The organism is Stutzerimonas xanthomarina DSM 18231 (assembly GCF_900129835.1).
GTDB lineage: Bacteria > Pseudomonadota > Gammaproteobacteria > Pseudomonadales > Pseudomonadaceae > Stutzerimonas > Stutzerimonas xanthomarina.
On the sequence record NZ_FQXA01000001.1, the window covers coordinates 227,285 to 242,332 of the forward strand.

The following is a 15,048-nucleotide window of genomic DNA, read 5'->3' on the forward strand; positions in this document are numbered from 1 at the left end:
ACAGGAGTGAGCCGTTATTGTCCGGCGCTTTCCGTCAGGCCCGCAAGCGGGTATGCGCCTGCCGGTTACTCGTCATCGAATTGATAACTGCCGGGCGCCAGGTTTTCGAATCGGGAGTATTTACCGAGGAAGGCCAGACGTGTGGTGCCGATCGGACCGTTACGCTGCTTGCCGATGATGATTTCGGCAACGCCCTTGTACTCCGTTTCAGGGTGATACACCTCGTCTCGGTAGACGAACATGATGATGTCGGCGTCCTGCTCGATGGCCCCTGATTCACGAAGATCCGAGTTGATTGGCCGCTTGTTGGGCCGTTGCTCCAAGGAACGGTTGAGCTGCGACAGTGCAATCACCGGGCAGTTGAACTCCTTGGCCAGACCTTTCAGCGAGCGGGAGATTTCGGAAATCTCGTTGGTCCGGTTGTCGCCACTGGAACCGGGAATCTGCATCAGCTGCAGGTAGTCGACCATGATCATGCCAATTTCGCCATGCTCTCGAGCCAGACGTCGTGTACGCGCGCGCATTTCCGAAGGCGAGATACCGGCCGTATCATCGATGAACAGTTTGCGATCGTTGAGCAGGTTGACTGCCGAGGTCAGCCGCGGCCAGTCGTCGTCGCTGAGCTTACCGGTTCGCACCTTGGTCTGATCGATTCGACCGAGGGAGGCCAGCATACGAATCACGATGGAGTCGGCGGGCATTTCCAGCGAGAACACCAGGATTGCCTTGTCGGAACGCAAGGCAGCATTCTCCACCAGGTTCATCGCGAAGGTCGTTTTGCCCATCGAAGGACGGCCGGCCACGATGATCAGATCTGCCGGCTGTAGGCCGCTGGTAGCCTCATCCAGATCGGCAAAGCCGGTCGAAAGCCCGGTAATGTCCTCGCCCGCATTGAACAGCGAGTCAATCCGGTCGATGGCCTTGACTAGAATGTCATTGATCCCTATCGGCCCACCGGTATTGGGGCGCGCTTCGGCAATCTGGAAGATCATCCGTTCGGCTTCGTCGAGGATCTCGTCGCCCGTGCGCCCCTGTGGCGCATAAGCGCTGTCGGCGATTTCGTTGCTGATGCCGATCAGCTGACGCAATGTCGCACGCTCACGAATGATCTGCGCGTAGGCCTTGATGTTGGCCACAGACGGGATGTTCTTGGCAAGTTCACCCAGATAGGCCAGCCCACCGACCTGCGGCAGATGCCCTTCTTTATCCAGCTGCTCGGAGAGTGTCACGACGTCGAACGGAGAGTTTCGCTCGGCAAGGGTGAAAATGGCGCGGAAGATCAGTCGGTGATCATGGCGATAGAAATCACCATCCGAGACCTGATCCAGCACGCGCTCCCAAGCATTGTTGTCCAGCATCAAGCCGCCCAGCACGGCCTGTTCGGCCTCGATGGAATGTGGCGGCACCTTGAGCGCTGCGGTTTCCAGGTCGTACTGCTGGGGCACACTGATGTCGTTCATGGCACTCGGAATTCGTTGGCATTCAGAAAAACAAAGGGCACGTCCCACTCGCGTGGAAACGTGCCCGATGGTAACCGTCAGGCACCAGAGGTGCCAGACGATAGCCGCTATCAGCCAGCGATGACGATCAGCTTGACGGTCGCTTCGACGTCGGTGTGCAGGTGCACAGCTACGTCGTACTCACCAACCTGGCGGATGGTGCCGTTCGGCAGACGAACTTCGCTCTTAGCCACTTCAACGCCAGAGGCGGTCAGTGCATCGGCGATGTCGTGAGTGCCGATGGAACCGAACAGCTTGCCCTCATCGCCGGCGGTAGCGGTGATGGTGACTTCCAGTTCGGCCAGCTGAGCAGCGCGAGTTTCGGCAGAAGCCTTACGCTCGGCAGCAGCTTTTTCCAGATCAGCACGGCGAGCTTCGAACTCGGCAATGTTGGTCGCAGTTGCAGCAGTAGCCTTGCGCTGCGGCAGCAGGTAGTTGCGGCCGTAACCAGACTTGACGTTTACCTTGTCGCCCAGGTTGCCCAGGTTTGCGACTTTTTCCAGCAGGATGACTTCCATTTGAGTCTTACCTCTTTAACTTAACCTTCACCGTTCGCAGGTCCCGCATCATCATCACGAGATGCCCGACCGCGAAAATCAAACAAGCTGTCGACAATGGCCATAACGGCCAGTAACGGATAAATCAATTGCATGAACAGCACCAGCGTGACGTAGAGCCCCACCAGCCAGAACCGAGACATCCGATTCTTTGCCACCAGCCCGTGCATCAGCGCGATACCCGCAAAAACCAGCGGAACACTGCACAACGGTGCCAGCATCGCGACCTGCACACCGAGACTTGGCCCCAGCAGCATGCCCATCAACAACACCACCGCAGGCAACGCTGTAAAACGCAGCGACCGGAACTCGAGACCGAAGCCACCCGGGTTGTACAACAACGCTTGCCAGTACCGTCCGAGCATCAGACTGAGCAGCGTGGTGATCTGCAGTAGCCCTGCCAACAAACCGGTCAGGACCGGAGCCAGCAATGCTCCCAACCGCGCCTGCTCTTCTGCCGAAAGCTGCTGATAGGCATCCGACAGCATGTCAGGCAGCACTTTCTGCAACTCGGTAGCGAGTGCCGCAATGGGTTCGCCGAAAACCATTCCCAGCGCCCAGGCGTACAACACCCCGAGCCCAACGCTGCACAACATCACACGAGACCAGGAACTCTGGCTGCGCAACAGCAGCGCCAATCCGAACGATCCCAGCAGTACCAGCAACGTCCGCGGATCACCGAAGTACCACCAGACCAGGGCGGGCAATAAAGCCCAGACCACTACGCCTAGCGCGTCATTCAACCCGCGACGCAGCAACACCAGGCTTCCTGCCGCAGCAGACAGCCAGAACAACATGGGCAGCGCGGCAGAGCCAGCCACTACAACAATTGCCTGCATACGGCCGCGCATGATGAACTCAGCCAGGGCGCGCATGCGATTTATCCTTTACGTCTGTCCAACAGTTCGATTAACGGCCGTGGCTGTCGGTATAGGGCAGCAGGGCCAGGAAGCGGGCGCGCTTGATAGCGGTAGCCAGCTGGCGCTGATAGCGTGCTTTGGTTCCGGTGATACGGCTAGGTACGATCTTGCCGGTTTCGGAAATGTAGGCCTTCAGCGTGTTGAGATCCTTGTAGTCGATCTCTTTCACGTTTTCTGCAGTAAAACGGCAGAACTTACGACGACGGAAAAAACGTGCCATGAAATAGGCTCCTCAATAGGTCCGTGGATTACTCGTCAGCGTTGTTGTCGCGGCTGTCGCTGTCACTGTCATTTTCATTGGCAGAGTCAGATTCAGGGCGATCACGACGCTCACGGCGCTCGCTACGGTTTTCCTCAGCCTTCAGCATCTCGGACTGTTCAGTCTCGGCTTCATCGCGACGAATGACCAGATTACGGATGACAGCGTCGTTGTAGCGGAAGTTGTCTTCCAGCTCAGCCAGTGCCTTACCGCTGCACTCGACGTTCAGCATCACGTAGTGAGCCTTGTGAACGTTGTTGATGGCGTAAGCCAGCTGACGACGGCCCCAGTCTTCCAGACGATGAATCTTGCCACCGTCTTCTTCGATCAGCTTGGTGTAACGCTCCACCATGCCGCCAACCTGCTCGCTCTGGTCGGGGTGGACCAGAAAGATGATTTCGTAATGACGCATTGTTGCTCCTTACGGGTTGCAGCCTGCCGCACCACGCGGATCAGGCAAGGAGTGAATCAGTTATGTTGACTTGCCAGCCAGAGAGGCGCGCAAACGCCTGCCATCCGGGCAAGGGGCGCAATTCTAGAGAAGCCGGGACAACCACGCAAGGCGATTTGGTGAATATTTAACCAGCCAGCATTAGCCGCGCCCGGCGACGGCCCGCTCGGCCTGGATGGTTTCGAGCAGCGATCTGACCTGATGGATATCGTAGGGCTTGAGCATGGTACGCAGGTCATCCAGCCCCACTTCCCGCGCATCGACGGCGTAGCCCGAAGCAATGACCACGCTCAGGCTGGCATCGCGCGCCCTGGCCTCGCGAACCAGTTCGATGCCGCTCATGCCAGCCAGGCCAATGTCGGTAAGCAAGACATCAAATGGATGCTGTTCAAGCTGCTTTAGAGCAGCCTCGGCCGACTCGCACAGGCTGACCTGGTGCCCCAGCTCGTCCATAACCTCGCCGGTGAGCATGCGCAGGGTCGGGTCATCCTCGACGAAGAGGATCCTCAAACCTGACATGGACGTCGGCTCGACCTGCTCGGATGACACTGCTGCCGGAGCACGCTGCTCGGACATTGCCGCCATGCGCATGCCCTGCCCACCCAGCGCAACCCGGCTCGGCAGGTAAACCCGAACCGACGTACCCTTGCCTTCGTCACTCTCCAGCACGACGAATCCGCCGCTCTGCTTGACGAAGCCATAAACCATGCTCAAACCGAGACCGGACGCATCGCTGTCTTTGCGCGTAGTGAAGAACGGCTCGAATGCGCGCTCAAGGACTTCCGGGCGCATACCCTCACCTTCATCGATGACGGCGAGCTCCACGTACGGACCGGGCTCGGCACCAGGCTGCCCGGCAAGCTGAGTGGAATCCAGGTGGCGGTTTCGCAAGCGCACACAGAGGTTACCGCCGCCGCCCATCGCATCGCGTGCATTGACAGCCAGGTTGAGTATCGCCGCCTGCAGGTTGCCGACATCAGCTAACACCGGCCACAGACCCGAAGCGACATCGACTTCAACCTGGACAGCACGCCCCAAGGCACCATTGAGCAACTCGCTCATCTGCCCCAGCAACTCACCGACATCCACGGACTGCGGCTGCAATGACTGACGGCTGGCGAAGGCCAATAGCTGCGAAGCCAGACGAGCGCCCTTTTCTACGCCGCCAACTGCGGAGTCCAGCCGCCGCTGGGCCGTCTCGTCATCGCTCATGTTGCGCCGCAACAGCTGCAGATTGCCGCCGATGATTTGCAGCATGTTGTTGAAATCGTGTGCGATTCCTCCGGTCAGCTTGCCAACAGCCTCAAGCTTCTGCGCCTGCATCAGGGCTGCCTGCGCCGCCCGGCGCGCGGACTCGCTGTCCAGCAATTCGCGTGTACGCTCACGCACCAGCTCCTCGAGATGCTCGTGATATTCCTGCAGCTTCTGCTGACTGCGATGCTGCTCAGTAACATCGCTGCCAAGCACGAAAACACCGGACGTTCGGCCGTCGCGCTCGATAATTGGCTGAAACACGAGATCAACGTACACCTCCTCCGGCTCGGCGTCTGGGCGGCGATGCAACAAGGCTCGCATGCCTCTATTGGTATAGGGCTCGCCGGTACGATAGACCTCATCGAGCAGTGCGATGAAGCCCTGCTCTTCCAACTCGGGCAACCCATCACGCAACGGCTTGCCGAGCAACTGACGGTGTCCCGTCAGTTGCTGATACGCCTCGTTGACCAGCTCGAATACATGTCCGGGACCACGCAGGAAGCAGACGAAACCAGGCGCTTGCGCAAACAACCGGCGCAGCTGATTGCCTTCATGCTGAATGAATCGCGCTCGGGAAATGATCGCCGCCTCGATCTGTTGCGCCGGTTGGCCAGCGGATTCAGCCGAGCGCATGGAACCCTTTAACTGATGCAGCTCGGTAATATCCACGGTGTGCTGCAGGATGGCGAAGACCTCACCCTGTTCATCCAGCAAAGGCGTGTGCGTCGCGCTCCAATAACGGTCCTCATAGCCCGCACCGCTGCCGGAGCTGGCGGCGATCGAATAGCGGATCACGGGCAAGGTATCCAGCGCCTTGGTACGCAGGACCCGAGCAAACGAGTCGAGAAGCTCATCGACATGGGTCGATTCGGGAAATTGCGGGTCGGCAGCAAACGCGTCCTGAATGCGCCGCCCTGCAATCTCTTCGAGACTGCGAGCGGTGAGCTTCAGGTAGGCCGCGTTGGCATCCAGGATCACCAGATCGGGATCGAGCAGCAGGTAGGCGTTTGGCGAAACCCTGAACAGAGCCTCGAAAGAAGGGCGTTGCGGCATACCACCTCCGTGATGCGAGCCTGGCGCTGGCTACGATCATGAGCTGGCGCCAGAACTACCCGACGCGCAGCCAAACCAAAAAGTGACGATCGAGCGTCGAATTCAGAACGGACAATTGACCGCAGCGAAAACGATCCGTTTCCGCTGCCGGTCAATGTTCCTAACGGGGCAAGCCCAGGCAAGCGCGCACTAGCGCGCGGGGCGAGCCAAGCGGCGCTGACGCCGTGCCTCGAACAGGCATACCCCGGTGGCGACCGAGACATTGAGGCTGCTGACGCTACCACCCATGGGCAGGCGCACCAGGAAATCACAGTGTTCGCGGGTCAAGCGCCGCATGCCCTTGCCCTCAGCCCCCATCACCATGACGATCGGCCCGCTGAGATCCTGATCGTAGATCTCCTGCTCGGCTTCTCCAGCCGTGCCGACGATCCATAGACCGCGCTGCTGCAGTTTTTCCAGCGTTCGGGCCAGATTGGTGACAGCGACCAGCGGAATGACTTCCGCGGCACCGCAGGCCACCTTGCGCACCGTAGCGTTCAGCGTGGCGGATTTGTCCTTGGGAATGATCACCGCCAGTGCCCCTGCCGCATCGGCAGTACGCAAGCAGGCTCCCAGATTATGCGGATCTGTAACGCCGTCGAGCACGAGCAACAAAGGCGCGCCTTCAGTGCGATCAAGCAGCTCCTCAAGCATGGCGTCGCCCCAGACCTGGCTGGGACTGACGTCAGCGATCACACCCTGGTGTACGCCCTCAACCCAGGCGTCCATTTCGCGGCGCTCGCACTGGCCGACTCTAACCTTCGAATCGGCAGCCAACTGAAGCAGGCTCTGCACGCGAGGATCATCACGCCCCTCCGCCAACCAAACCTGCTTGACCCGCTTCGGGTGATGGCGAAGTAACGCCTCGACGGCGTGAAGGCCATAAACCTTTTCCAGATCACTCATGGTTTGGCCTTACGCTTACGGGGCGCAGCACCCTCGGATTTCGGCGTCGCCTTACCGCTTGCCTTCGGTTTCGAGCGACTGCGCTTGGGCTTGCTCTTCGAGGGACTGCCTGTTTTGGCGTCGTTCAGCAGCGCCTTTTTCATTTCACGACTCTTGCGCACGTCATCGCTGACCGACTCTTGGCCCCTCGATGAAGGCGTATCGGTGCTCTTCTTGCTGCGACCGTCCTTACGCGCGCCGCGGCCGTCAGAGGCACCTCGCTCGCCGATTCCGGTTTTGCTGCCACCGCCGATCAACTCGAAATCGATTTTGCGCTCATCCAGGTCGACACGCATGACGCGCACTTCGACACTGTCGCCAAGACGGAAACTGCGACCGCTGCGCTCGCCGGACAGGCGATGATGCAACGGATCGAAGTGGTAGTAATCGCCCGGCATCGCCGTCACGTGTACCAGCCCCTCGACATAGATATCGGTCAGCTCGACGAACAGGCCAAAGCCGGTCACGGCCGTGATGACGCCGGGGAAATTCTCACCGACGCGGTCTTTCATGAACTCGCATTTCAGCCAGTTGACGACGTCACGGGTCGCTTCATCGGCGCGGCGCTCGGTCATTGAGCACTGCTCGCCCAACTGCTCCAACGCGGCCTCGTCATACGGATAGATGCGCGCCTTGGGCATGCTGGTAGCGCCCGCACGGCGAACGTGCGATGTGTCGCGCTTGGAGCGGATCACGCTGCGGATCGCCCGATGGATCAGCAGATCGGGGTAGCGGCGAATCGGCGATGTGAAATGTGCGTATGCCTCGTAGTTCAGGCCGAAATGGCCATTGTTGTCAGGGCTGTAAACCGCCTGACTGAGGGAGCGCAGCATTACCGTCTGAATCACATGGAAGTCGGGACGCCCCTGAATATGCTCCAGCAGCGCCTGGTAATCCTTAGGCGTTGGCCCCTCTTTGCCCTTGTGCAAGGTCAGGCCCAGCTCGCCGAGAAACGCTCGGAGTTTCTCCTGACGTTCAAGGGGGGGACCATCATGCACACGGTACAAGCCCGGAATGTCGTGATCCTGAAGGAAGCGTGCAGTGGCCACGTTGGCGCAGAGCATGCACTCCTCGATCAGCTTGTGCGCGTCGTTGCGCTCGGTTGGCTTGATTTCCGAGATCTTGCGACCAGCGCCGAACACAATGCGGGTTTCCTGCGTCTCGAAATCGATTGCCCCGCGGGTATGACGCGCCTTGAGCAATACCTTATAGAGCGCATAGAGCTGCTTAAGGTCGGGCAGCACTTCGCCGTACTCGCCGATAAGGCGTTTGCCTTCAGCTGAAGATGGCTGTTCAAGCATGCTGCTGACCTTGTTATAGGTCAGTCGTGCGTGGGAATGGATTACCGCTTCATAGAACTGGTAATCCGTCATCTTCCCCGATTTGCTCAGGGTAATTTCGCAGACCATCGCCAGACGGTCGACATGTGGATTTAGCGAGCAAAGCCCATTCGACAACTCTTCCGGCAGCATTGGCACGACCCGCTCCGGGAAATACACCGAGGTGCCACGCACTTCAGCTTCCTGATCCAGCGCCGAGCCGACCTTGACGTAATGCGAGACATCAGCAATTGCCACATACAGGCGGAAGCCACCGGAAAACAGTTTCCAGCCGCTGAGCTTCTCGCAGTAGACGGCGTCATCGAAGTCTCGTGCGTCCTCGCCGTCGATCGTCACGAACGGCAAGTGGCGAAGGTCGACGCGTTTCTGCTTGTCCTTCTCCTCGACTTCCGGCTTGAGCTTGGCGGCTTCACGCCTTACCGCATCCGGCCAGACATGCGGAATATCGAAACTGCGAAGCGCCACGTCGATTTCCATCCCGGGCGCCATGTAGTTGCCGATCACCTCGACCACATCGCCCTGGGGCTGGAACCGCTGAGTTGGCCAGTGAGTAATCTTGATTTCGACGAACTGACCGGGCTTGGCATTCATGGAACGGCCCGGCGTGACCAGGACTTCCTGCTGGATCTTAGGGTTATCGGCCATCACAAAGCCGATGTCACTTTCTTCCTGATAGCGGCCCACGATGGTCTCGTGCGCGCGCCCGATGATTTCCACGATCGCACCTTCGCGACGGCCACGGCGATCAAGCCCGGCCACGCGCGCAAGACAGCGGTCGCCATCGAATACCAGACGCATCTGCGCCGGACTCAGGAACAGGTCGTCGCTGCGGTCGTCGGGAATCAGAAAGCCGAAACCGTCGCGATGGCCGCTGACACGTCCGCATACCAGGTCCAGCTTGTCTACCGGGGCATAGGTGCCACGCCGGGTATAGATCAGCTGACCGTCACGCTCCATCGCGCGCAAACGGCGGCGCAGAGCTTCAATGTCATCTTCGGAGGACAATCCGAACTCTTCCACCAGCTGCTCACGCGCCGCTGGCGAGCCGCGCTCGCTCAGGTGCTGGAGTATCAGTTCGCGGCTAGGGATGGGGTTTTCGTACTTTTCCGCTTCACGTGCGGCCTCGGGATCGAGGGATTGCCAATCGGCCATTAAGAGATGTCACCTTTCATTCATTTATAGAGGCAGAACGCCCTATATCTATTGAAGCGCGAAACGCCGTCGGACGGCAGCTTTCGCGCAAATTATTTTTCCTGGACGGGGCTTTACAAGGGATAACCTCGCCCGTATAGTTCGCGCCCACAATGTCTGGTAGACGTTGTAACACGGAAACGACGAAGTATCATCGTTTGCAGTGCCCAGGTGGCGGAATTGGTAGACGCACTAGGTTCAGGTCCTAGCGGTGGCAACACCGTGGAAGTTCGAGTCTTCTCCTGGGCACCATTTATTTGATGAAATTCTTGCCAATGGCGAGAGCTTCATAGACACGAGGTTTGTCGGCCTCGACCAGCAATCGACAGAAGTCGATGAGCGATCATCGCAATGTGCCCAGGTGGCGGAATTGGTAGACGCACTAGGTTCAGGTCCTAGCGATGGCAACATCGTGGAAGTTCGAGTCTTCTCCTGGGCACCACTCTTCAGAAAAAACCGAGCCATTGGCTCGGTTTTTTCGTTTCTGCGCGCAACCAAGCAAATCAAGCAACCCTGCAGAACCGGTTAACCGAACCTCTGGACGCATGCACGGCTGCATTTCGCTCCGCACAGGCTGCCAGTCAGCCAGAACGAAAAGACCGCCCGAAGGCGGTCTATTTCGTAGCGGCAAAGATCAGGCGTAAGGATGACGCAGCACGATCGTCTCGTTGCGGTCTGGGCCGGTAGAAATGATATCGACCGGCGCCTCCACGAGCTCTTCGATGCGCTTGATATACGCGCGGGCGTTAGCCGGCAGCGCATCGAGCGACTTGACTCCGACAGTGGATTCGCTCCAGCCAGGCAGTTCTTCGTAAACCGGCTGCAAGCCCTGATAGCTGTCTGCGTCGGTCGGCGCGTCGACCAGCGTTTCTCCGTTTCGATCGCGGTACGCCACACAGATACGGATGGTTTCCAGCCCATCGAGCACATCCAGCTTGGTCAGGCAGATACCCGACACGCTATTGATCTCGATGGCGCGACGCAGGATTACCGCATCGAACCAACCGCAGCGCCGGGCGCGGCCGGTAGTCGAGCCGAACTCATGGCCACGCTCAGCCAGACGAGCACCTACCTCATCGAACAATTCCGTCGGGAACGGACCGGAGCCAACACGCGTTGTGTAGGCTTTGGTAATGCCGAGGATATAGTCCAGATACAGTGGGCCGAAACCGGAACCGGTTGCCGTGCCACCGGCCGTGGTGCTGGAACTGGTTACATAGGGATAGGTACCATGATCGATATCCAGCAGCGAGCCCTGAGCGCCCTCGAACATGATGCGCGCGCCCTGCTTGCGCAACTCATGCAAGCGAGCCGAGACATCGGTCATCATCGGCCGGAGGATTTCGGCGTAGCCTAGCGCCTCATCGAGCGTCTTTTGAAAGTCGACAGGCTCGACCTTGTAGAAATTCTGCAGGATGAAGTTATGGTATTCGAGCAGCTCACGCAGCTTGACCGTGAAGCGCTCAGGATTGAACAGATCGCCGATGCGCAAACCACGGCGGGCAACCTTGTCTTCGTATGCCGGCCCGATGCCACGCCCCGTAGTGCCGATCTTACCTTCGGACCGCGACGCTTCACGCGCCTGATCCAATGCGACGTGGTACGGCAGGATCAGGGTGCAGGCCGGACTGATACGCAGGCGCTCGCGAACCGGGACACCCTTTTCTTCGAGCTTGGTGATTTCACGCATCAGGGCATCCGGCGCAACGACTACGCCATTACCGATCAGACATTGCACGTTTTCACGCAGGATTCCGGACGGAATCAAGTGCAGAACAGTCTTTTCGCCGTCGATGACCAACGTGTGGCCGGCATTATGACCGCCCTGAAAACGCACCACGGCCGCAGCCTGGTCGGTCAGCAAATCAACGATCTTGCCCTTGCCCTCATCACCCCATTGGGTGCCCAGGACCACGACATTCTTACCCATAAACCTTGTCCTCTTGGCGAAGCATGCCGGTGATGACCGGCGAAATATTCTGGATAATCTGCCAGCACAACCGCATTAGCGGGCCAGCGACGCTACAACCCAGGCCCCTTCTTGCAACAGTAGCTGCCGGTCACAGCCAACGCGTGGCGCCGCATCGCTCTGCTGGCCGTCCAAGGCCTGCACCACGCGCTCGCCCTGCTCACGCAACTGACAGATCGCCTGCCATAACGCCGGATCGGTACTGTACGGCGCCCAGATACCTGCCAATGGGCCGACGAGCTCGGCATTGCCCAGTCTGACCAGCGTCTTTAAATCCGTCGAGAAGCCGGTCGCCGGACGCGCACGGCCAAAATCCGCACCAATATCGTCATAGCGCCCGCCCTGAGCGATCGACTGGCCGACGCCTGGGACGAATACCGCGAAAACGACACCCGTGTGGTAGTGATAGCCGCGCAGCTCGCCCAGATCGAAATACAACGGCACCTCCGGATACCGCATCGCCAACTGGTCGGCGACGTGCACCAAACCTTCCAGCGCTTCAAGAACTGGAGCAGGTGCACCGGCAAGTAGCTCGCGCGCAACGTCAAGCGTTTCGCGCCCACCACAGAGTCGCGCCAACGCGCGCAACATGCCCGCCAGCGCGGGCTCGACATCAGCGGTCAGCGCCGCGATCTCGTCCATGGCCTTACGCTGCAAGGCATCGAAAAGGCGCTGCTCTGCATCACCAGAGAGGCCGGCGGCGCGTGCCAACCCGCGATAGATCCCCACATGCCCAAGATCCATATGCAAGTCCGGCACATCAGCGAGCAGGAGGGTTTCCAGCATCAGGCTGATCACCTCAAGGTCACTGGAAGTACTGCTGTCTCCATAGAGCTCTGCGCCAAGCTGAATCGGGCTTCGCGACGTGGCGAGGGCCTGCGGCTTGGCGTGCAGAACGCTGCCGGCGTAGCACAGGCGACTAGGACCTTCACGGCGCAACGTATGGGCGTCAACCCGCGCCACCTGCGGAGTGATATCCGCTCTCAATCCCATCTGACGGCCTGACAGGGGATCGACGACCTTGAACGTCTTGAGGTCGAGGTCCTGCCCTGCGCCAATCAGGAGCGATTCGAGAAACTCCACATGAGGGGTGATAACCAGCTCATAGCCCCAGCACTGGAACAGATCCAGCACACGACGCCGTGCAGTTTCGATACGCGCCGCTTCGGGGGGCAGCACTTCTTCAATGCCATCTGGCAGGAGCCAGCGGTCTATCGTTGCCATTTCGCCAATCACCTCTCGATACGGCAAGCCTAGTCAAGCAGACGAACGCCGGGGCAACAGCCTTAGCCGCCCATCGGTCGCGTGCGATTGTGTTCGTACCATGGCGACAGTGCCACGCCCCACCAAGGGGATCAGCATGGCTGGCCATGCCCGGATCCGCCTGCTACCGCCGGGGCGCAGACGCAAAAAAGCCGGGCTTTTCCCGGCTCGCGGATCATAACAATGTTTCGCCAACGGGTCACCCGGCGGACAGCGCTGCCCCTGCCGGACGACCCTTGCGGCGATCACTGCGCCGTTGCGGACTCCAGATAACGGAAGAAATCGCTATTGGGATCCAACACCAGAACATCTTCCTTGTTGGCGAAGCTCTCACGGTAGGCCTGAAGGCTGCGGTGGAAGGAATAGAACTCCCGATCCTGCCCGTATGCAGCCGCATAGATGGCTGCCGCTTGCGCATCGCCATCACCGCGCAGCTCCTCGGCCTCACGGAATGCCTCAGCCAACAGCACCCGCCGTTGGCGGTCGGCGTCGGCACGAATACCTTCGGCCAGCTCCTTACCTTTGGCGCGATGCTCACGTGCTTCACGCTCACGCTCGGAACTCATTCGCTCGAACACGCTGCGGTTCACTTCACGAGGCAAATCCATTCCCTTGACGCGCACGTCCACCACCTCGATACCCAGCTCCTTCTGCGCGTCTCGGTTGAGACTATTGGTCACGCTAGCCATCAACTCGTCGCGCTGCCCGGACACCGACTCATGCAAGGTGCGCTTACCAAACTGGTCCCGCAGTGCGGCCTCGAGACGACGCGCGAGTCGCTCGTCAGCAATCTGCTTCATACCGGAGGTTGCCGTGTAGAAACGCTCGGCATCGTCCACACGCCACTTGGCATAGGAGTCAACCATCAAGGCTTTCTTCTCCAGCGTGAGGAAGCGCGACGTCGTGGTATCCAATGTCATCAAGCGGGCATCAAACTTACGCACGCTATTGACATAAGGGATCTTCAGGTGCAAACCCGGCTTCACGTCGGGTTCTACGATCCGGCCGAACCGCAGCAAAACCGCTCGCTCCGTCTGCGACACGATGTAGAAGCTGTTCCACGCCACAATCGCCAGCACTACACCCACAATGAGGGCGGTCAGGGATTTATTGCTCATTAGCGGACCTCCCTTGTACGCACTTCACGCGGATCCAATTCCGGTGGCAGCCTTGTCGTCTGTGTCGAAGCGCCTGATGTCGATGCGGCAGCCGAGCGATCGGAAGCAGCGCCACGGCTATTGATCATCTTATCCAGCGGTAGATAGAGCAGATTGTTTTGCCCGCTCTCGCCGGTCACCAAAACCTTGCTGGTATTGCTCATGACTTCCTGCATGGTTTCCATGTACAGACGCTCACGCGTCACGTCCGGCGCCTTGCGGTACTCGGCAACCAGCTTGGAGAAGCGATCCGCCTCACCTTGAGCGCGCGATATCACCGCGTCGCGGTAGCCGCTGGCCTCCTCCAGCATACGTTGGGCCTGACCACGGGCTTCGGGGATGACGCCGTTGGCGTAAGACTCAGCCTGGTTCTTCTCGCGCTGCTCATCTTCACGGGCGCGGATCACGTCATCAAACGCTTCCTGCACCTCGCGTGGCGCAGCTGCGCTTTGCAGGTTCACCTGAGTCACGATGATGCCCGTACCGTAGTTATCAAGGAACCGTTGCAGGCGCTCCTTGACCTCACCAGCCATGGCTTCACGACCCTCGGTCAGCACCTGATCCATCGCAGTCGAACCCACTACGTGCCGAACAGCACTGTCGGTTGCATGCTGCAGAGAAGCTTCAGGCTCCTCGACGTTGAGCACGAAGGCCTGTAGATCGCTGATCTTGTACTGCACGGTCAGAGGTACTTCGATGATGTTCTCATCTTCGGTAAGCATCTGCCCTTGTTTGCTATAGGAACGCTCACGAGTAACGTTCGCCTGGAACTTGCGATCAAATGGCGGGAAATAAATATTCAGACCCGGACCCACTGTCTCGTGGTACTTGCCGAAGCGCAGCACCACGGCCTGCTCCTGCTCATCAACGATGTAGATCGCATTGAACAGCCAGACAGCCAGCAGGACTACCAGACCAATCCAGACCAGCCCGAAGCCGCCACGACGACCGCCCCCCGACGACCCACCGCTGCGCTTCTTGCCGCCGAACATGCCATTAAGGCTGTCCTGCAGTTTGCGGAAAGCCTCATCGAGGTCAGGTGGACCCTTCTGATCGCCACCGCCGCGACGACCACCGCCACCACCACCACTACCCCAGGGATCCTGGTTGTTCGAGTTGCCACCCGGCTCATTCCAAGCCATAGCGCTCTC

General features: G+C 59.4%; 12 protein-coding genes and 2 tRNA genes. 2 read left to right on the forward strand and 12 right to left on the reverse strand.

Features of this window, described 5'->3' with window-relative positions; all coding sequences use genetic code 11:
• Positions 1-65: 65 nt before the first annotated feature.
• The 8 genes from dnaB to rnr form a co-directional block, all read right to left on the reverse strand.
• Positions 66-1,460: a replicative DNA helicase gene (dnaB, locus tag BUE09_RS01055; protein ID WP_019340131.1), complete on the reverse strand. Its 1,395-nt coding sequence runs from the start codon at positions 1,458-1,460 to the stop codon at positions 66-68.
• Positions 1,461-1,570: 110 nt separating this feature from the next.
• A complete protein-coding gene (gene rplI, locus BUE09_RS01060) occupies positions 1,571-2,017 on the reverse strand; it encodes a 50S ribosomal protein L9 (protein ID WP_073298877.1) in 447 nt (148 codons plus the stop codon).
• A 20-nt stretch (positions 2,018-2,037) separates the two neighbouring features.
• On the reverse strand, positions 2,038-2,931 hold the full coding sequence (locus BUE09_RS01065; protein WP_073298878.1) for a YybS family protein: 894 nt from the start codon (positions 2,929-2,931) through the stop codon (positions 2,038-2,040).
• A 34-nt stretch (positions 2,932-2,965) separates the two neighbouring features.
• Positions 2,966-3,196 (reverse strand): 30S ribosomal protein S18, encoded by a 231-nt coding sequence (rpsR, locus tag BUE09_RS01070; protein ID WP_019340128.1) that lies wholly within the window; start codon positions 3,194-3,196, stop codon positions 2,966-2,968.
• Positions 3,197-3,224: 28 nt separating this feature from the next.
• On the reverse strand, positions 3,225-3,647 hold the full coding sequence (gene rpsF, locus BUE09_RS01075; RefSeq protein ID WP_073298879.1) for a 30S ribosomal protein S6: 423 nt from the start codon (positions 3,645-3,647) through the stop codon (positions 3,225-3,227).
• Between the two features lie 180 nt (positions 3,648-3,827).
• The gene (locus BUE09_RS01080; RefSeq protein ID WP_073298880.1) at positions 3,828-5,993 is read right to left on the reverse strand and encodes a PAS domain-containing protein; all 2,166 of its coding nucleotides are present in this window, start codon (positions 5,991-5,993) and stop codon (positions 3,828-3,830) included.
• 189 nt (positions 5,994-6,182) lie between these two features.
• A complete protein-coding gene (gene rlmB, locus BUE09_RS01085) occupies positions 6,183-6,938 on the reverse strand; it encodes a 23S rRNA (guanosine(2251)-2'-O)-methyltransferase RlmB (protein WP_073298881.1) in 756 nt (251 codons plus the stop codon).
• Positions 6,935-9,469, reverse strand: a complete 2,535-nt coding sequence (gene rnr, locus BUE09_RS01090; RefSeq protein ID WP_073298882.1) for a ribonuclease R — start codon at positions 9,467-9,469, stop codon at positions 6,935-6,937. The genes rlmB and rnr overlap by 4 nt, the downstream gene beginning before the upstream one ends.
• A gap of 204 nt (positions 9,470-9,673) precedes the next feature.
• Between rnr and BUE09_RS01095 the strand changes: the two genes are divergently transcribed.
• Together BUE09_RS01095 and BUE09_RS01100 are read left to right on the forward strand one after the other, a co-directional pair.
• Positions 9,674-9,760: transfer RNA gene (locus BUE09_RS01095), tRNA-Leu, on the forward strand.
• 103 nt (positions 9,761-9,863) lie between these two features.
• Positions 9,864-9,950: transfer RNA gene (locus BUE09_RS01100), tRNA-Leu, on the forward strand.
• Between the two features lie 192 nt (positions 9,951-10,142).
• On the opposite strand, the gene BUE09_RS01105 is transcribed toward BUE09_RS01100, so the two are convergent.
• From BUE09_RS01105 to hflK, 4 genes are all read right to left on the reverse strand, one after another.
• Complete coding sequence (locus tag BUE09_RS01105) at positions 10,143-11,438, reverse strand: adenylosuccinate synthase (RefSeq protein ID WP_073298883.1); 1,296 nt, start codon at positions 11,436-11,438, stop codon at positions 10,143-10,145.
• Between the two features lie 75 nt (positions 11,439-11,513).
• Positions 11,514-12,701 carry an ATP phosphoribosyltransferase regulatory subunit gene (locus tag BUE09_RS01110; protein ID WP_073298884.1) on the reverse strand — a complete coding sequence of 396 codons (1,188 nt, stop codon included), beginning with the start codon at positions 12,699-12,701 and terminating at the stop codon, positions 11,514-11,516.
• Between the two features lie 284 nt (positions 12,702-12,985).
• On the reverse strand, positions 12,986-13,858 hold the full coding sequence (gene hflC / locus BUE09_RS01115) for a protease modulator HflC (RefSeq protein ID WP_073298885.1): 873 nt from the start codon (positions 13,856-13,858) through the stop codon (positions 12,986-12,988).
• Positions 13,858-15,039 (reverse strand): FtsH protease activity modulator HflK, encoded by a 1,182-nt coding sequence (gene hflK, locus BUE09_RS01120; RefSeq protein ID WP_073298886.1) that lies wholly within the window; start codon positions 15,037-15,039, stop codon positions 13,858-13,860. The genes hflC and hflK overlap by 1 nt, the downstream gene beginning before the upstream one ends.
• Between the last annotated feature and the right edge of the window lie 9 nt (positions 15,040-15,048).